18 protein-coding genes are annotated in these 21,232 nt (G+C 68.0%); 6 read left to right on the top strand and 12 right to left on the bottom strand.

The window, feature by feature from the left end; all coding sequences use genetic code 11:
* Nucleotides 1-720 (top strand): GntR family transcriptional regulator, encoded by a 720-nt coding sequence (locus ACFYRH_RS32400; RefSeq protein ID WP_387783274.1) that lies wholly within the window; start codon nucleotides 1-3, stop codon nucleotides 718-720.
* Between the two features lie 31 nt (nucleotides 721-751).
* On the opposite strand, the gene ACFYRH_RS32395 is transcribed toward ACFYRH_RS32400, so the two are convergent.
* The 4 genes from ACFYRH_RS32395 to ACFYRH_RS32380 are packed head-to-tail and all read right to left on the bottom strand — an operon-like array spanning nucleotide 752 to nucleotide 5,738.
* The gene (locus ACFYRH_RS32395; RefSeq protein WP_387783272.1) at nucleotides 752-1,645 is read right to left on the bottom strand and encodes a carbohydrate ABC transporter permease; all 894 of its coding nucleotides are present in this window, start codon (nucleotides 1,643-1,645) and stop codon (nucleotides 752-754) included.
* 8 nt (nucleotides 1,646-1,653) lie between these two features.
* The gene (locus ACFYRH_RS32390; RefSeq protein ID WP_387783270.1) at nucleotides 1,654-2,568 is read right to left on the bottom strand and encodes a carbohydrate ABC transporter permease; all 915 of its coding nucleotides are present in this window, start codon (nucleotides 2,566-2,568) and stop codon (nucleotides 1,654-1,656) included.
* Nucleotides 2,550-3,803, bottom strand: coding sequence for an ABC transporter substrate-binding protein (locus ACFYRH_RS32385; protein ID WP_387783268.1), 1,254 nt, complete (start codon nucleotides 3,801-3,803; stop codon nucleotides 2,550-2,552). Before ACFYRH_RS32385 ends, ACFYRH_RS32390 begins: the two co-directional genes overlap by 19 nt.
* Before the next feature lie 51 nt (nucleotides 3,804-3,854).
* On the bottom strand, nucleotides 3,855-5,738 hold the full coding sequence (locus ACFYRH_RS32380) for a right-handed parallel beta-helix repeat-containing protein (RefSeq protein WP_387783266.1): 1,884 nt from the start codon (nucleotides 5,736-5,738) through the stop codon (nucleotides 3,855-3,857).
* A gap of 147 nt (nucleotides 5,739-5,885) precedes the next feature.
* On the opposite strand from ACFYRH_RS32380, the gene ACFYRH_RS32375 reads away from it, so the two are divergent.
* Entirely contained in the window at nucleotides 5,886-6,683 is a 798-nt protein-coding gene (locus ACFYRH_RS32375; protein WP_387783264.1) for a hypothetical protein, read from the top strand.
* 162 nt (nucleotides 6,684-6,845) lie between these two features.
* Here the strand turns inward: ACFYRH_RS32375 and ACFYRH_RS32370 are convergent, their stop codons facing one another.
* Nucleotides 6,846-8,669 (bottom strand): bifunctional metallophosphatase/5'-nucleotidase, encoded by a 1,824-nt coding sequence (locus tag ACFYRH_RS32370; protein ID WP_387783262.1) that lies wholly within the window; start codon nucleotides 8,667-8,669, stop codon nucleotides 6,846-6,848.
* Nucleotides 8,670-8,809: 140 nt separating this feature from the next.
* Here ACFYRH_RS32370 and ACFYRH_RS32365 point away from each other — a divergent pair, with 140 nt between their 5' ends.
* On the top strand, nucleotides 8,810-9,604 hold the full coding sequence (locus ACFYRH_RS32365) for a polysaccharide deacetylase family protein (RefSeq protein ID WP_387783260.1): 795 nt from the start codon (nucleotides 8,810-8,812) through the stop codon (nucleotides 9,602-9,604).
* A 40-nt stretch (nucleotides 9,605-9,644) separates the two neighbouring features.
* Here the strand turns inward: ACFYRH_RS32365 and ACFYRH_RS32360 are convergent, their stop codons facing one another.
* Genes ACFYRH_RS32360 through ACFYRH_RS32350 form a run of 3 tightly spaced genes read right to left on the bottom strand, consistent with a single transcriptional unit; the run spans nucleotide 9,645 to nucleotide 11,888 of the window.
* The gene (locus tag ACFYRH_RS32360) at nucleotides 9,645-9,875 is read right to left on the bottom strand and encodes a hypothetical protein (RefSeq protein WP_387783258.1); all 231 of its coding nucleotides are present in this window, start codon (nucleotides 9,873-9,875) and stop codon (nucleotides 9,645-9,647) included.
* Entirely contained in the window at nucleotides 9,872-10,651 is a 780-nt protein-coding gene (locus ACFYRH_RS32355) for a hypothetical protein (protein ID WP_387783256.1), read from the bottom strand. Before ACFYRH_RS32355 ends, ACFYRH_RS32360 begins: the two co-directional genes overlap by 4 nt.
* 43 nt (nucleotides 10,652-10,694) lie before the next feature.
* On the bottom strand, nucleotides 10,695-11,888 hold the full coding sequence (locus tag ACFYRH_RS32350) for a homogentisate 1,2-dioxygenase (protein WP_387783955.1): 1,194 nt from the start codon (nucleotides 11,886-11,888) through the stop codon (nucleotides 10,695-10,697).
* Nucleotides 11,889-11,962: 74 nt separating this feature from the next.
* Between ACFYRH_RS32350 and ACFYRH_RS32345 the strand changes: the two genes are divergently transcribed.
* From ACFYRH_RS32345 to ACFYRH_RS32335, 3 genes are all read left to right on the top strand, one after another.
* On the top strand, nucleotides 11,963-12,814 hold the full coding sequence (locus ACFYRH_RS32345) for a hypothetical protein (protein ID WP_387783254.1): 852 nt from the start codon (nucleotides 11,963-11,965) through the stop codon (nucleotides 12,812-12,814).
* On the top strand, nucleotides 12,815-14,038 hold the full coding sequence (gene fahA / locus ACFYRH_RS32340; protein ID WP_387783252.1) for a fumarylacetoacetase: 1,224 nt from the start codon (nucleotides 12,815-12,817) through the stop codon (nucleotides 14,036-14,038).
* Nucleotides 14,039-14,303: 265 nt separating this feature from the next.
* Nucleotides 14,304-18,026, top strand: coding sequence for an endo-alpha-N-acetylgalactosaminidase family protein (locus ACFYRH_RS32335; protein ID WP_387783250.1), 3,723 nt, complete (start codon nucleotides 14,304-14,306; stop codon nucleotides 18,024-18,026).
* A gap of 98 nt (nucleotides 18,027-18,124) precedes the next feature.
* On the opposite strand, the gene ACFYRH_RS32330 is transcribed toward ACFYRH_RS32335, so the two are convergent.
* The 4 genes from ACFYRH_RS32330 to ACFYRH_RS32315 form a co-directional block, all read right to left on the bottom strand.
* Nucleotides 18,125-18,538 (bottom strand): hypothetical protein, encoded by a 414-nt coding sequence (locus ACFYRH_RS32330; RefSeq protein WP_387783248.1) that lies wholly within the window; start codon nucleotides 18,536-18,538, stop codon nucleotides 18,125-18,127.
* Between the two features lie 70 nt (nucleotides 18,539-18,608).
* A complete protein-coding gene (locus tag ACFYRH_RS32325) occupies nucleotides 18,609-19,853 on the bottom strand; it encodes an ATP-binding protein (RefSeq protein WP_387783246.1) in 1,245 nt (414 codons plus the stop codon).
* 3 nt (nucleotides 19,854-19,856) lie between these two features.
* Nucleotides 19,857-20,555: a two-component system response regulator CseB gene (gene cseB, locus ACFYRH_RS32320; protein ID WP_141858852.1), complete on the bottom strand. Its 699-nt coding sequence runs from the start codon at nucleotides 20,553-20,555 to the stop codon at nucleotides 19,857-19,859.
* 15 nt (nucleotides 20,556-20,570) lie between these two features.
* On the bottom strand, nucleotides 20,571-21,170 hold the full coding sequence (locus ACFYRH_RS32315; RefSeq protein ID WP_387783244.1) for a hypothetical protein: 600 nt from the start codon (nucleotides 21,168-21,170) through the stop codon (nucleotides 20,571-20,573).
* Nucleotides 21,171-21,232: the final 62 nt, after the last annotated feature.

Below are 21,232 nucleotides of genomic sequence, written 5' to 3'. Positions count from 1 at the left end.
ATGGCTAAGGGTGACTTCGCCTCCACGCTGGCGAGCAACAAGGACCAGTTCCGCGCCACACTGATCTCGGAGCGCGCGTACGAGCTGCTCCGGCAGGCCATCGTCGACGGCGACCTCGGGCCGAACGAACGCGTCGTCGAGTCCGAGATCGCCCGCCAGCTCGGGGTCAGCCAGGCTCCGGTGCGCGAGGCGGTCAAGCAACTGGCCCGCGAGGGGCTGCTGGTGCACATCCCCCGGCGCGGCAACTTCGTCGTGGAGATCTCACAACAGGACGTCGAGTACGCGCGCCAGGTGCGCGAGCCGCTCGAGCGGCTCGCCGCGCAGCTCGCGGCCACCCGGATGAGCGAGCAGGACCTCCGCGAGCTCGACGACCTCGTCGAGCAACTGCACAAGGCCGCCAAGTCCGGCGACCTGAGCATGTTCCGGGATGTCGACATCGCCTTCCACACCCGGGTGATCCAGCTGGCCGGCAACCCGTTCCTGACCCGGATGTGGGAGGTCCTGGAGCCGAACCTGCGGGCCCTACGGGCGATCAGCGATCCGCTGTTCGAGGGCGACTGGGACGCGATGGCAGACGAGCACGGCCGCCTTGTCCAGCTGCTGCGCGAGTCGGACGCCACCGAGGCGGCGGCCGCGTTCGCCAACCACGCGGGCGGTCGCGGACCGGTGCCGGACGCGCGGACAGCCAAGAAGAAGGCGAAGCGCGCCACCAAGAAGTGAGAGCGGAGGTGCCCCGCGGAGCACCTCCTTCTCAGCCCTTCACCGCGCCGACGGTCAGCCCGCTGATGATGTGCCGCTGCATGTAGATGAAGAAGACGATGACCGGCGCGATCGCCAGCAACAGGTTCGGGAACACCTTCGTCATGTCGGTCGAGTACTGACTGATCCCGGCGTAGATCGCCGTCGTCACCGTGTACCGCCCCGAGCCCGGACTGAGCAGGATCTGCGGACTGACGAAGTCGTTCCAGATCCCGATCGAGTTCAGGATCAGCACCGTCACCACGCCCGGTCGCATCAGCGGGAAGATGATCGTCCAGAACGTCCGGTACCGGCCCGCGCCGTCGATCTGCGCCGCGTGGTCGATGTCGACCGGGATGGTCCGGATGAAGCCGACGAACAAGAAGATGCTCACCGGCAGCGTCGACGCCACGTCGTGCGCGATCAGTCCCGCGACCGTGTTCGCCAGCCCGAGCGAGCGCAGTACGTAGATCACCGGGATGATCAGCGCCGCGCCCGGGATGAAGGTCCCGGCCAGGAAGTACAGCAGCAACAGCTGCGTACGGCGTTTCATGCTCCGCGCGATCACGTACGCCGCGGGTCCGGCGAACAGGATGCACAGCACGTCAACGGTCACCACCAGGAACAACGTGAACCCGTAGCCGCGGATCACGTTGAACTGCGGGCTGCTGATCGCCGCCTGCAGATGCTCCAGGGTGAGCTTGCCGAACGGGATCGAGAACGGTCCGCCGAGGATGTCCTGCTGGTCCTTGAAGCTGTTCACGAGCAGCAGGTAGACCGGGATCGTCATCAGCACGAACAACAGTCCGAGCATGATCGGGCGGACCACGGACCGGCGTACCGCCGGTGGTGGCTCCCGCCGTGGGATCGCCTGGATCGTTGGTTTCGTCTCGAGATCGAGTGCCATCGCGTCTCCTACCCCGTCGCCGCTCGGTCCTGGCGGTTCCGCAGCGCGGTCACCAGCAGCGCCAGCGCGGCCGACACGATCATCAGGAACACCGCCTGCGCCGTCGCATAGCCGACCTTCGTTCCCTCGAACGACCGGGCCAGGATCAGGTAGCCGTAGGTCTGTGTGGCGCCGGCCGGTCCACCGCCGGTCAGGCTGACCACCAGGTCATAGGTACGGATCAGGCCGATCAGGTTCAGGACGGTCGCCACCGTCACCACCGGTGCGATCATCGGGACGATCACCTGGGTGTTGATCTGGCGAGCGCTCGCCCCGTCGATCTGCGCCGCCTCGAGCAGCTCGGCCGGAACCGTCTGCAACGCGGCCACGAACAGCACGACGTTGAACCCGAAGCCGGCCCAGGCGATCACGGCGATCAGCGTCACCAGTGCCAGCCTCTCCTCGAACAGGAACCCGACCGGCCCGACACCGAACTTCTGCAAGGTGTTGTTGACCGCGCCGTTCGTGCCGAGGATCGCCGCCCACAGGTAGCCGAGGATCAGCGCGCTGATCACGTGCGGGTAGTAGGCCAGCGCCCGGAAGAACGAGTTGACGACCGACTTCTCCTTCAGGATCAGCGCGTACGACAGACCGCCGCCGAGCATCAGGATCGAGCCGGCCACCGCCACGATCGCGGTCACGTACCACGCCCGCGTCGAGTTCGGGTCGTCGAACAGGTGCCGGTAGTTGCCGAGCCCGATGAACACGGCGTCCGAGAAGCCGTTCCAGTTCGTCAGGCTCAGGTAGACGGCGACGCCGACCGGCACGATGGTCATCACGGTGTACAGCAGCACGGCCGGGCCCGCGAGACCCACGGAGATCGCCGTCTCCCGGAGCCTCGCGGTCCGCACCTGCCGCCGGTGGGTCAGCTCTGCGAGTTCCACCACTTGTCCAAACCGTCGGCGACCTGCTCCGGCGAGGCGCCGGTGAACAGGGACTGGATCCGCGTGTTCAGCTCGCCCGAGAACCCCTCGATCGGCTGGTGGGTGCCGGACTTGACCAGCACCGACGGCGCACCGTCGAGGATCTTCTGGACGCCGGTGCCGAGGCTGGACGTCTTGTACGTGAAGCCCTTGCGGAGGTTGCCGTCCGACGCCAGCTGGCTCTCGACCGCGGCCGGGTCGGTGACCAGCCACTTCACGAACTCGATCGCCTGCGTCTTGTGCTTGGAGTTGTTGACGACGACGTACGGGCTGGCGATGTTGCCGAACTGGCCGGACGGGTAGGCGCCGTCGGTCGGCATCGTGAAGACACCGATCTGGTCACTCTTCTTCGCCTGGTCGACCGCGGGCACGAAGTACGAGCCCATGATGTACATCGCGGACTTCCCGTTCAGGAACGCGGTCTGCCCGTCGGCGTAGGTCAGACCGAGCGCGCTCTTGTCGAGGTACCCCGCGTCGATCCAGGACTTGTAGGCCTTCAGGTACGGCAGGTACCCGCTGTCCTTGAACGTGGCCTGCTTGTCGTTGCGCTTCACGGTCCAGTCCGGGTCGGCGGTCAGTACGCCGGCGTCGGCCATCATCGAGAACTGCGCGCCCGGCACCCACTGGCCCGCCGTCTGCAGCGGGGTGAACCCGGCCGCCTTCAGCTTCGCCATCGCGGCACCGAACTGCTCCATCGTCTTGATCGTCGCCGGGTCCAGACCGGCCTTGGCGAACGCGGCCTTGTTGTAGAACACCAGCGACTGGATCTGCTCGCCGACGCCGACGACGTACCGCTTGCCGTCGATCGCGTACTGCTCGCTCAGCGGAGTGTCCTTGACCCACGCCTGGTCGGTCAGGTCGGCGAGCAGGCTGACGTTGTCCTTGGTCGGCGTGATCTGCTGCGCGATGTCCGGCGGGTCACCGGCGGCCAGGTCCTGCGTCAGCTTGGCGCTCGCGGAGATCGTCCCGGTCAGCTCCAGCTTCACCTTGACGTCCGGGTGCGCCTGCTCGTACTTGCCGAACAGCTCGGTCCAGTACGCCTCGGTGAGGTTCGGGGTGATGTTGACGATCACCCGCAGCGTGGTCGGCCCGGGCTGGCCCGACGACCCGGACTCGCCGCCACCACAGGCCGCCAGTCCGATCAGTGCCGTCGCCGCAACCGCGGCGATTGAGGCACGACGCCACAGTTGTCTCATGTCGCTCACACTCCAGTGCTTAGTCGTTGTCAAGGGCAAGCGGTGACCTGGTCACCACGTGGCCCCCGGGATCCAGAACGTTCCCCCGTACTGGTAGGCGCCGAGGCTCGGCACCGGGTCGGTCGATCCGTCCGTGACGCCGGCGATCGGCGTCGCGGCGTTCCGCGCGGGTGACGTCGCCCGCAGGCGATAGTCGAGACCCGCCGGATCGACGTACTGCGGATCGGTACTGGCCGGCAGGTTGTTCGAGATGGTGATCCCGGAACCGGCCGCGGGCGGGTTGGCCACATCGCCGAGGTTGTTGACGATCTGGGTGCCGGACGCGCTCGTGATGCCGAGCAGGTAGACCCCGCCGTCGTTGTTGTAGACGAGGTTGTTCGGGCTGGCGCCGTTCAGGCCGTGCAGCATGATCGTGTGGTGCAGGTTGCCCCAGCCGACGTTGTTGTGGAAAACCAGATTGCTCTGCCCGTTGTCGGCGTACGCTCCGGCTTCGGCGAAGGCGTTGATCCCGGGCAGGTTGGCCGCGTCGTGCAGCCAGTTGTGGTGCACCGTCGTACCGGCCATGTCGGAACCGCAGCACAAATAGACGGCGGCGCCGTCGGTGCTGAGGTGGTCGTAGCCGGACAGGTCGTTGTACGAGATCGTGGACGGGCTGAATCCGTTGCCCCAGACAAGTGACACATCTGCTCGGCCGACGTCGGTGACTGTGTTGCGGGTGACGGTCGCTCCGCTGCCGGTGACGGCGATGCCGGACGCGTACGTGCCCATGTAGTCGACGTAACTGATCTTGTTGTTGTCGACCCGGTTGTTCGTTCCGGCCAGCAGTACGCCGGATCCCGCGCTGTAGGCGATCGTGCTGTTCTGCAGCACGTTGTTCGAGCCGCGGAGCTGGAGGCCGGTACTCACGCCGACCGAGACGTTGCAGCTCGTGCCGGGGGCGGTGAGCTGGGTGTAGTGCGTCAGGTAGCGGGCGTCGAGACCGTCGAAGAGGTTGTTCGTGCCGGACGTCTTGAGCGTGGCGCCGAAGATGTCGAGGTTGCGGACCGTCGTATAACTGGCCGACGTCAGGTTGAAGGCGAGATCGCGCGCCTTCGCCCGTACGGCATGGCCCGCGGGATCGCCGTACAGGTAGAGGGCACCGGCGTTGTAGAACCATTCGCCGGGGTGCGCGAGTTCGCCGAGTTTGCCCCAGAGCGCGTAGCGGGTGTCACCGGCGTTGATGCCCGCGCAACCGGCCGCTGCGTTCAGCGTGATGGAGCCGGGTGACGAGCTCGCGACCGTGCCGGTCTGGGAGGCGTACCAATAGCTCATCAGGACGGTCGCGCCGTTCCAGTAACCGGCCGGCCGGCTCTGGTTCGCGTCCACGATCGTGGTGTTGGTGGTGCCGGTCTGGGTGCGCTCGATGGTCGGGTTTATCAGGTCGAGACCGGGGTACGGCCACTGCGCCTGGATGTACATCTGGTCGTCGACGAAGATCTGCGGGTCGGCGCCGAGCGTCACGTTCGCGCGGTAGATCTGGCCCTGCCCCACGGCGGTCGCGAAGTCCGAGCCGGCGAGGTAGGCGTCGGAGGCTTCGAGGGACGCGAGGTCCGCCGCGGTCACCTTGGCGAACCCGGTGACCGGCTCGGTGCCGTCGACCCGGACCGTGGCCCCGGCCGCGGCCTGGTACGTGATCGGCGCGGACGACGTACCGGAAGCCGCAGGTACGACGGTCTCGTGGTAGGTGCCGGACCTGATCTCACAGGTGTCGCCGGCAACCATCACCGTCGCGCACCGCTGGATGTGCTGGAAAGGCGCCGTCGACGTTCCGGCTGCCGAGTCGTCGCCCGCGGGCGCGACGTAGTAGGTGGTCGGACCGGCCGCCTGCGCCGGAGCGACGACCGGAGACGCGAGCAGGGACACCGCGAGTGCCGCCGACCAACGACGTACTGCCATCCGCCTCACCTCCTATGATCGCCTATCGATAGATGATCTTATGGAGAAGCTGTCCGGAGTCAAGATCCAGTTGACAGCGAACCTGTCTCGGCAGTTACATCTATCATCGATAGGCGATAAAGTCATCGGCGCAGCGAAAGGCAGCACATGGACCTGAACGGTGATCGCGCGGCGGCGCATCCGGAGACCTACGACGCACAGCTGTCCCCGGTGCAGACGGCGACGTTCTCCCGGCCGACCGCCGAGATGCTCGGCGCGCTGACCGACGTCAGCGCGGCGACGGCGTGCGCCAAGCTGCACCAGCAGGGCATCACGCGGACCTTCATCAACGGGCCGGTGCCGCTGCACCGGACGCCCGATGTGAAGGTGTTCGGTGGTGCGGTGACGCTGCAGTTCCTGCCGCAGCGCGAGGACATCTTCACCAGCGCGGACCAGGAGTACGCCGAGCGGAAGACGGCGTTGTGGGGCGTGCTCGAGTCCATTCAGCCGGGTGACGTGCTGGTGGTGTCGGCGTACGCGAGTCAGTTCACCGGGTGCCTCGGCGACATGCTCGTTCGGTACTTCAAGCTGCGTGGTGGCGCCGGCATCGTGGTCGACGGCCGGGTCCGCGACGCGGCCCGGATCCGGGCGCTCGGGGTGCCGGTGTGGTGCACCGGCGTGACACCGCACTACGCGTCCCAGACCGAGCTCTTCCCGGCCGCGTTCAACGTGCCGGTCGGTGTCGGCGGGACGCTGGTGACCCCCGGAGACATCATCGTGGCCGACGAGGACGGCGCGGTCGCCGTACCGCAGAAGGTCGCCGTCTCCCTGTCGGCCGACTCCCTCGAGCTCCAAGGCCGCGAAGAATTCGCCCGCCGCCGCCTCGACGAAGGCGGCCGCCTCTCCGACTACTACCCCCTCAACGGCCCCGGCCTGGACGAATACCTAGCGACCCAAGCCCGCTAACCCACCACGGCACCCCGAGCACGCGGCGGACCGGAGCGCCCTCTTACCCACCGCGGACCTCCGCTCAGGACCTCGGACAAGCTATTGCTTGTCCGAGGTCCTCCCCGGGTGTTCGAGCGGCTCGCGTCGACGGCGGGGGCGGCGTTTGGACACCACGAGGTGTCAGGGGGTGACTGTGATGGGGGTGCCGTTGGAGACCAGGGACCAGTCGGTGGTGTGGAAGGTTTTGGGGTCTACGGTGCCGGTGGTGGTGACGTAGTCGATCATCAGCTGGCGGATCTCGACCTGGCGGTTGTAGACGACCGGCGCGGTCTTGACGTGCGGGAAGTTGCCGCCGCCGGACTGGCGGTAGTTGTTGACCGCGACCACGAACTGCTGATCGGCGGCCAGGGGTACGCCGTCGTACGCGAGGTCCGTGATGCGAGAGCCGACGGCCTTGGCGATGTCGATCTTGTACGTCAACGGCTTCGTCAGCCCGCCGAGGATGTCGTAGTTGTAGTCCGGCGTACCGCTCGGCGCGGTCGAGGTCGGCGCGTTGGTGACCTGGTCGGACGGGAACGGGCCCGTCCCGGTGACCTGCTTGAAGTACTGCGCGGAGAACTCCAGGTACTCCTTCACCTGCGCCCCCGTCATCGTCACCGCGAGCAGCGTGTTGTCGAACACGTACAGCCCCGCAACATCGCGGACCGACACGTCACCGGCCGGGATCGCGGCGTCCCGGTTGAACGGCGCCGCGATCGCGAGCACCGGCAGCGTCGCCTGCGGCGTACCGGCGAGTGCTTTCGAGACCGCGTCGGCCTGGATGAAGTTCACGAAGTCGAGCGCGGCGGTGTCCTCCCACGGCGCGGTGGCCGCGGACATCGCCTCGGTGCAGGTGCCGATCTTCGAGTTCACGTACTCGACGACCTTGTCGTGGTCCTTCTGCAGCAGGGCCACCACACGAGGATCGGCGTCGACGGTGTTCGCGTTCAGTACCTGGCTGTGCCGGCCGACCACCTTCCACTGCCCGCGGACCTTCTGCAGGTCCAGGTCGAACAGCGACAGCCGCATGCCCCACTTCAGCGGCTCGCTCAGCACCACCTGCTCGCCGCTGGTCTTGTTCGTCACCAACCGCTCAGGGATCTCCTGGTGCGCGTGCCCGACGAGTACGGCGTCGATGCCGGGCACCGTCTCGGCCATCAGCACCGACGCGTTCTCCGGGAACGGCAGCGCGTCGCCGTACGACGAGGACAGGTCCATCCCCGAGTGCACGGAGACGATCACGAGGTCGGCGCCGGCCTTGCGGACTCGCGGCACCCACACCTTGGCCTGCTCGACGATGCCGCCGAACGTGAGCTTGTTCTCGACGTTCGCCTTGTCCCAGATCGCGATACCCGGGTTCGTCAGGCCGAGGATGCCGACCGTGATCGGCTTCTCGCCCGGCACGTGCACCCGCTTCAGCACGTACGGCGGGAACGCGGGCAGACCCGTGGTCGAGTCCTGCGCGTTCGCCCCGAGCAGCGGGAACTGCAACTGCCGCTGGAACTTGCGGAGGATGTCGAGGCCGTAGTTGAACTCGTGGTTGCCGAGCGCGGCGGCGTCGTACCCGATCCGGTTCATCGCGGCCGCCATCGGGTGCAGGTGACCGCCGGTGATGGGCTCGATCTTCGCGAAGTAGTACGCCAGCGGCGTGCCCTGGATGGTGTCACCGGCGTCGAGCAGCAGCGGCGGCGGCGCGTGCCGATCCTCGGCGATCCGGTCGCGGACCGCGGTGACCAGGGTGGAGACCTTGGCCAGGCCGATGTCGTTGTGCGCGGAGTCGTCGTACTCGGTGTTCTTGAAGTAGTCCCAGTTGAAGACGTTGCCGTGCAGGTCCGTGGTCCCCATCACGGTCAGCCGGACGGTCTTCCCGGATCCGCCCGGTGCACTTCCGGCGTACGCCGGAACGGCCTGGAACCCGGCCGCGGCCAGGGCGGTCGCGCCACCGATCAGGGTTCGTCTGGTCATCGTCGTACGCTCACCGCTGTCCGTCATCGGCCGCCTCACTGGTCCTTTCGCCGGGATCTCCGGCACGGGAGCCCACGATACGGGCGACACACCCCCACCCGGTGGACGGATGGCCCGGGTCGCAGGAGAAGATTCCCCCCATGACCAAGCCGCCCGGCAAAGTTCTGCCGTTGGTCGCCGCCCTGCTCTGCGGTGCCGTCCTCGCCCAAGCCGCCACGCCCTCCTCGCCGCCGGTCACGTCTGCCGCCGCACCCGTCGCGCAGACGCCCAACCACGGGTTGCTGAGCGTTCCGGTGACCTCCAAACGCGGCGAGCCGTCGTCGACCGCGACCCGGAAGCCTCCGGCGCCGAAGCCGCCGGCTCCCAAACCGCCGGCCGACGACTGGAACCTGGCCGCGCACGGCAAGGTCCTGTACCTGACGTTCGACGACGGACCGCAGCACGAGTGGACGCCGAAGGTCCTGCAGGTACTGCGCAAGCACCACGCGCAGGCCACGTTCTTCGTGCTCGGGATCCAGGTCGCGCAGTACCCGGAGCTGGTCGCGGCCGAGCGCGCCGCCGGTCACCACGTCGGGAACCACACGTTCGACCACAAGACGCTGACGCTGCTCCCGGACGCGAAGATCCGGCAGGAGATCGGCACCGGCGTGAAGTCGAAGTGCCTGCGTCCGCCGACCGGTGCGACGAACGCGAAGATCCAGGCGATCGCGGCGGCGTACCACCAGCGGCAGGTGCTCTGGGACGTCGACACGTTGGACTGGGAAAAGCCCGGCACCGCCCACATCGAGCACGCGATCATGTCGGGTGCGCGGCCCGGCGCGATCATCCTGATGCACGACGGCGGCGGTAACCGCTCCCAGACCGTCGCCGCGCTGGACCAGGCCCTCACCAAACTCACCAAGCTCGGCTACACGTACCGACCGCTCCCCTGCTGAGCGCGGTACTGCGCGGCGGTCGGCGTCGGCTGCTGACCACTCAGCGGGCTTGATCGCGGAGTGACTTCCGCAGCTTGCGGAGGCGGGCGGCACGAGTGGCTGCCGCGCCGTACACGAAGAACGCGCTCAAGGCGACGAGCAGGCCGGGCAGGGGAGTGTCGAGCAGGAACAGCAGCACCAGCCCGGTCGCGACGAGCAAGCCGGTGGCGATGCGCAGGCGGATCACTTCCGTCCACAGCCTGCGGGCCGCCCAGACCTGCTCCTGGGTCATCGGTCGATGCCTGCCCTGCCGTCGGAGAAGTGCTTCATGGCCTCGTCGATGATGTGGACGGGCTGGTCGAGGGCGGTGACGAGGAACAGGCCGATCGGGCGGAGCAGCGGGTTCGGCTTGACGACAGTGCGGACGGACGGCTGGTCGAGGCCCCGTACGCCGGCGGTCGTCGCGCTCACGCCGCGCGCCAGCGACAGGTCGAGCACGTACTGGCCGAGGAGCTTCTGCTGGCGGAACCCGCGCACCGTCGCCCACGGCAGCACGACCGGGTACGCCGCTCCGTCGCAGGCGAGCTCGAGTCCTCTCGCCGAGATCCGCATCGCGACGGGCGGGAGCTCGTTGGCGGCGTACCATTCCTGCCGCTCGGCCTGGATGCGGAACACCATCACGGTGCTGAGCGCGAGCGGGACCATGGCGAGGATCAGCAGCAGCGCGAACGGCCACATCCCGGCGCCCCGGAACGCGACGAGCGCGTAGAGGGCCGCGACGGTCCCGATCACCGCGATCGCCAGCGTCACCCAGGCGCCGCGGCGCTCGACGGTGCGCACGACCGCACGCCGGTGCACCACCGCGTCGCGGTCGATCCCGACCACGAACGGCCGGCCCAGGTCGTGCTGTTGTCCCGGCGGCACCTCCACCTGCACCTCCGGCGGTCCGGCCGCCTCAGGCGGCGCCTCTGACGTCAGCTGCGGTGAAACCTGTTCCGAATCCTGGTCCGAGTCCTGCTCCGGATCCTGCTCGACAACCTGTTGCGATGTGTCCCCGTCCTCACTCACGGGGAAAGAATCCCACACGCCGGCCGGGGACACGCCCGCACACTCAGTTCTTGCGGCGCCCCGCCCAGGTCCAGGCGTAGACGCCGTCGTCGACGGCCTGACCGGCTTCGCCCAGTTCGAGCGGACGGAAGGTGTCGACCATCACCGCGAGCTCATCGAACCGCTCCGCACCGAGCGAGGCCTCGATCGCCGACGGCTGCGGTCCGTGCGCGTACCCGCCGGGGTGCAGCGAGATCGACCCGAGCCCGATCCCGGAGCCCTTCCGCGCCTCGTAGTCGCCGCCGCAGTAGAACATCACCTCGTCGGAGTCGACGTTCGAGTGGTAGTACGGCACCGGCACGGACAACGGGTGGTAGTCGACCTTCCGCGGCACGAAGTTGCAGACCACGAAGTTGTACCCCTCGAACACCTGGTGCACGGGCGGCGGCTGGTGCACCCGCCCGGTGATCGGCTCGAAGTCGCTCACGTTGAACGTGTACGGGTACAGGCACCCGTCCCACCCGACCACGTCGAACGGATGCGTCGCGTAGGTCATCCGCGTCCCGACGATCCCGGCGGGCCCGTTCCCCCGGTGCTTCACCAGCACCTCGACGTCGGTGCCTTCCTCGACCAGCGGCTCACCCGCGGCGTGCAGGTCCCGCTCGCAGTACGGCGAGTGCTCGAGGAACTGCCCGTACCGGGACAGGTAGCGCTTCGGCGGCGCGATGTGCGAGTTGCCCTCGATGCAGTACGCGTGCACGCCCTCCGGCCCCGGGATCCACCGGTGCGTGGTCGCGCGCGGGATGATCACGTAGTCGCCCTGGACCGCGTTCAGTACGCCGAACACGGTCTCGACGGTCGCCGAGCCCTTCTCGACGTACACGCACTCGTCGCCGATCCCGTTGCGGTAGTACGGCGATGGTTGCTCCGCGACGACGTACGAGATCCGGACGTCACCGTTGCCGAGCACCAGGCGGCGGTCCTCGACCGCGTTCGTCTTCGAGGTGTCGGTGAACAGGTCGTGCAGTTTCAGGTGCCGCGGAGTCAGCGGGTGGTTGGCGACGGTGGCGAGATCCGGCAGGTCCCACACCTGGGAGTCGACGATCGCGGACGGTACGCCGGCGTGGTACAGCAGCGACGAGTCGGACGAGAAGCCCTCCTCCCCCATCAGTTCTTCGTAGTACAGCTCGCCGTCCGGTTTCCGGAACTGCGTGTGCCGCTTCGGCGGAACTTCCCCGACCTGCCGGTAGAACGCCATCGTCTCCCACTCCACCCGTACGATATTCGAACGCGAGCGTCCGCTTAACGAAAGCATCCGTTAGGCTCGGACCCATGTCAACCGTCCCCCCGCTGTACCGGCACCTGGTCGACGACGCGTCGATGTTCCCGCCGGGCAACCTGCCGCTGCCCGCGGCGGTCGCCGCACACCAGTCGCACCTGCAGGCGCCGTACGCCGGCCTGGTCGGCCCGTTCATCTGCACCGACGACGACCTGATGAAGGTCGCCGCCGAGGCCGCGCGCTCCGGCGCGGCCCCGCTGCGGGTGTCCGTGGTGATCTCCGGCGGCGCCGGCGGGATCGAGCCCACGGTCCGCTGGGGTGACCGATCGAAGGACGTCGAGGTGACGGCCGTCGAGGTCCGGCTGCGCGCCGAGGACGATCTGTCCCGGAACGCCTTGCGCGTGGTCCGCGCGTGCGACGACTGCCTCGACGAGGAGTCGGCGTACGTCGAGGTCGGTCTGGACGGTGGGTGGGAACGCGCCCTCGACGTGATCGCCGACGCCGGGTACGCCGCGAAGCTCCGTACCGGCGGACTCGACGCCGTGCTGTTCCCGACCGAGCAGCAGGTCGCCGCGTTCATCACGGCGTGCCTCGATCGCGAGGTCGCGTTCAAGTGCACGGCGGGGCTGCACAACGCCGTCCGGCACACGGCCGCGGACACCGGCTTCGAGCACCACGGCTTCCTCAATGTCTTGCTCGCCACCCGAGCCTCACTCGACGGTGCGAACCAGGACGAGCTGGCGGCGCTGCTCGGTGAACGCGACGGCGAGACGCTCGCCGAACGGGCCCGGAACCTGTCCGACGACCAGGCGGCGAGCACGCGCCGCTGGTTCACGTCGTTCGGGTCGTGCAGTATCGACGAACCGCGTGCGGACCTGACGACCCTGCGGTTGCTGGAGGACTGAATGACCTGGATCGACATCCCGGCGGGCTCGCCGTTCGGGCCCGGCAACCTGCCGCTCGGCGTGTTCCGGCTCGGCGACGAGGAACCGCGGGTGGGTGCCGCGATCGGCGACCAGGTCATCGACCTCGCCCCGGTCGCGTCGGCGCAGATGCTGGACGGCGCACAACTGTTCGCCGAGCCGACACTGAACGCGTTCCTCGCACTCGGCCGCCCGGCCTGGCGCGCGACCCGGAACTGGCTGCTCGACCTGGTCCGGAACGAGAACGACCGCGACACCGTCGAGCCGCACCTGATCCCGCAGTCCGCCGTCACCATGCAACTCCCGTTCGAGGTCGGCGACTACGTCGACTTCTACGCCTCCGAGGAACACGCCTCGAACCTCGGCCGGCTGTTCCGCCCCGACTCCGAACCGCTGCTGCCGAACTGGAAACACCTCCCGGTCGGCTACCACGGCCGGGCCGGCACGATCGTTGCCAGCGGCACCGACATCGTCCGCCCGTCCGGCCAGCGCAAGGCCCCGGACGCCCCCGCCCCGACCTATGGCCCGTCCCAGCGCCTCGACATCGAGGTCGAGCTCGGGTACGTCGTCGGTACGCCGTCCTCGCTCGGGCGGCCGGTGTCCGTGGACGAGTTCGAGGACCACGTGTACGGCGTCGTGCTCGTCAACGACTGGTCCGCGCGTGACCTGCAGGCGTGGGAGTACGTCCCGCTGGGCCCGTTCCTGGGCAAGTCGTTCGCGACGTCGATCTCCCCGTGGGTCGTGTCCCTCGACGCGCTGGCGGCCTCCGCCGTACCGCTTCCGGCGCAGGACCCGCCCGTTCTCCCGTATCTGTCGGGCGAGAGCCTCGTCAACTACGACATCACGTTCGAGGTCTTACTGAACGGACATCTGGTCAGCACGCCGCCGTACAAGGACATCTACTGGTCCCCCGCCCAGATGCTCGCGCACATGACCGTCAACGGTGCCAGCATCCGCACCGGCGACCTCTACGCCTCCGGCACGGTCAGCGGCCCCGGCAAGGACCAGCGTGGCTCGTTCATCGAGCTCAGTTGGGGCGGTCGCGAGCCGCTGATCGTCGACGGCAAAGAGCACACGTTCCTCGAGGACGGCGATGTCGTCACCATCACAGCCTGGGCAACGGGACCCGACGGCTCCCGCCTCGGCCTAGGCGAGGTAACCGGCCGCATCACCCCCGCCCCCGCACCCCCGCATTTCAGTGGTTAACCACTGAATCAGCCCCTTCGCCGTCCGTATACGAGCTGCGAACCGGCAACTTCCGGGGTTAACCAGTCAAATCCGACCGCTCTGCCACCCGACACCCCGGCGCCCAGCCGTCCCTGCCGCCCGAAGCGCTCCGTTTTCCTTCGCAGATGCCGGCGGCGAGGCGAATGTTGTTCATTACTGTTCGTTTCTCTTGACCTCTTAGCGGTTACGTGCGAACTTCTTCGGCATGAAACGTTCAGTGGGGTGTGGAGTACTGGCTGTAGCCATGGCTGCTGGTGTGCTGGGCGTGCCGTCGGGTGCGCAGGCTCAGCTCGCCGATACCGCTCCGGCGCTGCGGTCGCCGGAGCTGACGGTCACCGTCGGAGCGGACTTTCCGCGGGTGATCACGTACGTCGACAACGCGTCCGGGCAGGTTCTCGGTGGTCAGCCCGACGCGATCTCGACCATCACGATCGACGGGGTCGCCCGTACCGCGCACCTCGTCGAGCCGCCGGCGATCGACGCGACGAAGGCGTCGTACAAACTTGGGTTCGACGCGTTGCCCGGTGTCGAGCTGGATGCGAGCTTGAGTGTCGCGGGGCGGGTGACGACGTTTGCGGTCGATGCGGTGCGGGATGCCGAGGCGGGTCGGGTGCACACGATCGACATCCCGAATCACGACCTCGTGTCGGTGGCCAGTACGGATGCCGGCGCGACGACCGCGTTCACGACCCTTGATCCCGACTCGACCCGGACGGCGGACAAGATCACGCCGGTGACCGCGAGTACGCCGGCCGAGACGGCCGCGACCGGGGCGGCGTACGCGTTCGTCAACACGAGTGGGCTGGCCGCGGGCATCGAGTCGAACTCGACGTACGACAAGCCGTCCGGTCCGTCGGTCGACGACGGCGCGCGGTTCTGGCACCAGGCGCGCAAGGCCGCGGACGGCAGTACTCGGGTCGGCGTGTGGAGCGGGCAGTGGACGTACCGCGCCGACACGTCGCCGTACACCGAGCCGCTGCCCTGGGCGAAGGTCGTCGTGACGCCGGACGCGAACAACGACCAGACCGTCGACTGGGAGGACGGCGCGGTCGCGTTCCGCTCGATCATGACCGAGCCGAACGGTGGCGACCAGGTCAGGGACCGGGTGGTCACGCACATCCCGTTCAACTTCGCGAGTCAGGCCACCCACCCGTTCCTGCGGACGCTCGACGACGTCAAGCGGATCTCGCTGTCCACCGACGGGCTCGGCCAGATGGCGATCCTCAAGGGGTACGGCGCCGAGGGCCACGACTCCGCCCACCCGGATTACGGCGGCAACTACAACACCCGCGCCGGTGGCCTCACCGACCTGAACACGCTGCTGAAACAGGGCAAGTCCTGGAACGCCGCGTTCGGTGTGCACGTGAACGCCACCGAGTCGTATCCCGAGGCGAACGCGTTCAGCGAGGACCTGGTCGACAAGTTCTCCAAGGGCTGGAACTGGCTGAACCAGAGCTACTACATCAAGCAGCGCCCTGACCTTGCCTCCGGCAACATCGTGAAGCGGTTCCAGCAGCTCCGCGACGAGACCGACAAGAATCTGCAGGAGCTGTACATCGACGTGTACTACCAGTCCGGCTGGCTGGCCGACGGCCTGACCCGGCAGCTGTCCGGCCAGGGTTGGCAGATCGCCACCGAATGGGCCGACCGGCACGAGCGCACGTCGCTGTGGTCGCACTGGGCCAACGACCTCGACTACGGCGGCGCGACCAACAAGGGCCTGAACAGCAAGATCATCCGGTTCGTTCGCAACCACGAGAAGGACGTCTGGAACAACGACCCGATCCTGGGCCAGTCCGCGATCGTCGAGTTCGAGGGCTGGACCGGTGAGACCGACTGGAACGCGTTCTATGCCAACATCTGGCAGCGCAACCTGCCCGCGAAGTTCCTCCAGCAGCAGAAGATCGTGGACTGGAACGCGAACGACATCGCCTTCACCGGCGGCGTCCGCGGCGCCGTCGAGAACGGCAAGCGCACCGTGTACGTCGGCAACGCGAAGGTGCTCGACGGCGACAAGTACCTGCTCCCGTGGGACAACAACAAGAAGCTGTACCACTACAACCCGGCGGGCGGCCGCACCACCTGGCAGGTCCCCGCGGCCCTCGCCGGCGCGGGCACGTTCTCGGTCTACAAGCTGACCGACACCGGCCGCGTCAAGGTGACGAGCGTCCCGGTGCACGGCGGCACGATCACGCTCGACGCGGTCAAGGGCCAGCCGTACGTGCTCTACCCGGTCGTCGCTCCGCCGCAGAAGCCCGCGAACTGGGGCGAGAGCTCGCACCTCAAGGACCCCGGCTTCAACGCCGGCGACCTCGAGGCCTGGAACGCGACCGGTGGCGCGACCATCGCAACGCTCGAGAACGGGCAGCACGTGGCCCAGCTCGGCACCAAGGCCTCGTCGGTTCGCCAGCGCATCACCGGGCTGACCAGCGGTCGGACCTACAGTGCGTCGGCGTGGGTCGAGGTCGAACCGGGCACGTCCCGCCCCACGACGATCAGCGTCGACGGGGTCAAGAACGTGGTGACCCGATCGACCGCTCAGAACATGGTGGCCGCCGACGACAAACACGATGCGTACTACCAACGCGCCCGCGTCGTCTTCCAGGCCAAGGGCACCGGCGCCGACCTGACGATCGGAGCAGCAGCGGATACGGCGCGAGTTCGGTTGGACGACGTCCGCGTCGTCGAGACCACACGGCCCGCGGCGGGACTCGTCGACGACTTCGAGAACGTCGATCAAGGCTGGGGCCCGTTCGTGAAGGGCGATGCCGGCGGGGTGACCGACCCGAGGACCGTGCTCGCTCGCAAGCACGCGCCGTACACGCAGGCCGGCTGGAACGGGAAGCTGGTCGACGACGTGCTGGACGGCGACTGGTCGTTGAAGTCGCACGAGGAGAACCAGGGTCTCGTCTACCGGACCGCGCCGTGGACGGTGAACTTCCAGCCGGGCCACAAGTACAAGGTCAGTTTCGACTACGAGAGCGGTCGAGCCGGACAGTACGCCTGGGTCCAGGGCGTCGACCGTCCGGATTCGGTTGAGGTGAAGTCCACTCCGATCGGCGAGCAGCGGAGCAAGGCGACGTACAACCAGGAGTTCGTGGCCGGCTGCGGTGGCGACTACTGGGTCGGGTTGCGCAAGCTGACCGACGGTGGCGACCAGTCCGACTTCATCATGGACAACTTCGCCGTCACCGACCTCGGTACGACGTCGGAGCCGGCCGACTGCACCTCGGTCGCGATGTCCGGTCTGACCGGTCTCGTCTCGGGTGAGGCGAACACCGTGACGACGACGTTCACCAACAACGACGTGGTTGCTGCCAGCAACATCACGCTGGGTCTGACGGCACCGGAAGGCTGGACTGTCGCGGCGACGACCCCGGTGACGCACGCCACCGTGGCCCCGGGCGCGACCGCCACGACCACCTGGAACGTGACGCCGCCCGCCGGAACGCCCGAAGGAAAGTACGTGCTGACGGCAACGGGTGGCCAGGCGACGATCACCGGCGAGGCGACGGTTCTACCGCCGGGCATCGTCCCGCAATCCCGGATCAAGGTCGCCGCCGTGGACAGTGAGGACACCGCGACGGGTGGTGCCGCGACCTCGGCACTCGACGGAAACCCCAGCACCATTTGGCATTCCGCCTGGTCCGAGGTCAGTACACCGGCCGGTTTCCCGCACTTCATGACCCTCGACCTCGGGTCGACGTACCAGGTGAACGGCTTCAGCTACCTGCCCCGGCAGAGTGGCACGAACGGGATGTTCAAGGGGTACGAGATCTATGTCAGCGCGGACGGTCAGGACTGGGGTACGCCGGTGGCGAGCGGGCAGTTCCCGAACTCCACCGCCGTACAGCGGGTCGACTTCACCGCGAAGCCCGGCCGGTACGTGAAGTTCGTCGGCACCAGTTCACTCAACGGCGCGGTCTTCGGCTCGGCCGCCGAGTTCAACGTCTACGGAACCCACTAACAGGGGCCAGATACACCAACCGGGGGCCTTGAACAGGTTATTGCCTGTTCAAGGCCCCCAGTAGTTGTCCCCACCCCCGGCGTATGGCCGGCGCCGGACTACTTGGTGATGGTCACCGAGACCGGCGCGGACGCCGTGTTCGCCGCGACGACGCGGAACTTGTTCACGCCGACCCGGCCGCTCTGCACCCAGACGGAGTACGTCGCCCGGCTGGTCACCTTGGTGGTGGCCGGGAAGTTCACCCACTTGCCGTTCTGCAGCCGCTGCACCTGAACGACGGTGTTCGCCGCGATGCCGGAGGTCTTGCCGGTGAAGGAGACCTTCGCCCACGCCTTCGCGGTGGCCTTGTCCGACTTGATCGTGATCGACTTCGCCGCGGCCGGCGTCGAGACCGCCGCCAACTGCGTGGTGGCGGCGTTGGCCTGCAGGGCGCCGGCGACACCGAGACCGGCGGCGGCCAGCGCGACACCGGCGAACGTGGCAGCGGTACGACGAACGAACTGAGTACGCATGATGATTGGTTTCCCCTCGTTTTGTTGGTGTTACGGAGAGGAAGACGCGATGGGGTGCGGAAAGGTTGTGTTACGACTCCGTCTCAGGTCCGACCGGGAGCACCAGTCGGGCCAGCGCACCGCCACCAGGTGATTCGCCGAAGGTCAGCTCCGCACCGAGAACCTTGGCGTGACCGGCCGCGATCGTCAGCCCCAGACCGTGGCCGACGCCGCGCTCGGCCATCCCGGACCGGAACCGGCGCGGGCCCTCGGCAATCAGCTCCTCCGGGTAACCGTTGCCGTGGTCAACGACCTCGACGATCCGGCCGCAGACCGTCACCTCGACCGGCGGCTTGCCGTGCCGCAGGCCGTTGACGATCAGGTTGGCCAGGATCCGCTCGATCCGGCGCGAGTCGGTGGACACGGTCTCGTCCGGGCCGGCCTGGTGCACGATCACGCTGTCCGGAGCGAGCGCCTGCTGCATCCGCAGCCGGCCGACCGCAGACCCGACGAACGCACCGAGCCCGACCAGTTCCAGATCGGCCTGCTCGACGCCCGAGTCGAAGCGGGCGATCTCCAGGAGGTCCTCGACGAGCCGGCGCAGTACCTTGGCGCGATCGCGGACCAGCTCACTCGGTCGCCCGGGTGGCAGCAGCTCGGCCGCGGTGGTCAGCCCGGTGACCGGCGTCCGGAGGTCGTGGGCAACGTCCGCGGTGAAGCGGCGCTCGGCTTCGAGCTGACCGCGCAACGAACTGGCCATCGTGTCCAGGGCGTTCGCGAGTGACTGCACCTCGTCCTTGCCCTTGCCAACGGCCTCGGACGCGGACGCGTCCAGGTCGCCGGCCGCGATCCGGCGGGCCGTGCCGGCGACGGCGACGATCCGCTTGGACAGGCTGCCCGCCAGGATCACACTCACCAGGCCGACCAGCGCCACCGTGCCGATACCGCCCAGCAGCAAGGCCTGCTGCAGGGCCTTCATCGAGTCGTCGCTGTTCTGGTAGTCCTGCTCGATCGAGAGGATCTTGCCGTCCTTGACCGCGACCGCCGCCCACATCTTCGCGTGCGGCGACCCGGTCTTGAACGTGGCCCGCTTGCCCTCGAGCACGGCGTCCCGCAGCTGCGGCGGCAGATCCGGATCGTCGAGCTTCGCCCCGAACACCGGTACGTCGTTGGTGTCGTAGCTCTGCGCCGCGAGCTGGATCCGCTCGTCCGCGAAACTCCGCGTCCGGTCCAGCCGGGCCGACTGGGCCTGGGTGTAGACCGCGACGCAGAGTACGAGGATCGCGAGCGCCGAAACCAGCAGGAAGATGAGACCGAGCTTGCCTCGGAGGCCCATCCCCTAGGCTCGCAGCTTGTACCCGAAGCCGCGGACGGTTTCGATGCGGTCGGCACCGATCTTGGTCCGCAGCCGCTGCAGGTGGACGTCGACCAGCCGGCCGTCGCCTCCCCACTCGTAGTCCCAGACCCGCTGCAGCAGCGTGGACCGGCTCAGCACCACACCGGGGTTGTTGGCGAACTCGATCAGCAGCTTGAGCTCGGTCGGCGTGAGCTGCACGGTCGCGCCACCGCGCCGTACCTCCAACGCCTCGCGGTCCAGCTCGAGATCGCCGAACGACTCCACGCCGGAGCCGGCCGCCGGTGCCGGGCGCTCCGGGTCCGAGACCGCGCGCCGCATCACCGCCCGCAGCCGCGCCACCAGCACCTGGGTGTCGAAGGGTTTGGTCACGTAGTCGTCCGCGCCGGCCTCCAGACCGAGGACGACGTCGAGCGCGTCACCGCGCGCGGACACCATCACGATCGGGACCGTACTGGTCTCGCGGATCCGTCGGCACACCGAGATCCCGTCCAGCCCGGGGAGCATGATGTCGAGCATCACGACATCCGGGTGGATCTTCTCGAATCGCTCGATCGCCTCCAGGCCGTCCTCGGCCGTGGTCACGTCGTAGCCGTGCCGCTCGAGGGTCAACTGGGTCGCCTCACGGATCACCGCGTCGTCCTCAACCATGAGAATGCGCGCTGCCGGTTCTTCCGGTACCACCGAACTTCAGTCTCCCTACTGGTCCGTCGAGCTCACCTTGATCATCTGCCGACCGTTCCAACGGTAGACCTCGACCCGCCGGCCCGACGGGCAGCAGACCGGGTCGTCGATCGCGAAGATCTTCGACTCGACCACCAGGTCCCCTTGCGGGCTGGCGTTCACGGTCGGTTGCTCGACGTTCAGACTCCAGATCGGTCGTGGACCCGAGGGTTCCACGGCGATCAGGAAGAAACCGAAGACGAACTTCTCCAGGGTGTGGATCAGGACGATCTGCTGAGGTGTACCGCTGTGCAATACATCAACGGTCTTACCCCTGCTGAGGCAACGCGAAATCACGGTGCAATTCGAAAGGACTGTCCGGGAGTAGCTCGACAGGCGCCGATCGGCGAGCAACCGGGCCCGGACCTTGTACAGGTCGAGGGCCACTTCCGGGGTCTCCTCGGGGCGTGGCGAGGTGCCACCGGTGCCCAGCGCCGGCGTCGGCGCGGTGCTCGACGGCGGCGGTGTCTCGGGCCCCTCGACCCGCAGGCCACTGCCGTTCCCACAGGCGGACAGGCCGGCCAGCGCGAGCACGGCCGCGACAGCAGGCAGCAAAGTACGGCGCCACTGACCCATCGGGCGCCTCCTACCCTGCATCCAGTCCCCCCGCGTTCAGATCACTGCCATCCATGGTGTCG

The sequence above is a fragment of the Kribbella sp. NPDC004875 genome (assembly GCF_042873375.1).
GTDB lineage: Bacteria > Actinomycetota > Actinomycetes > Propionibacteriales > Kribbellaceae > Kribbella.
The sequence above is the reverse complement of the archived record's forward strand: the minus strand, read 5'-3'. Positions and strand labels throughout refer to the sequence as shown.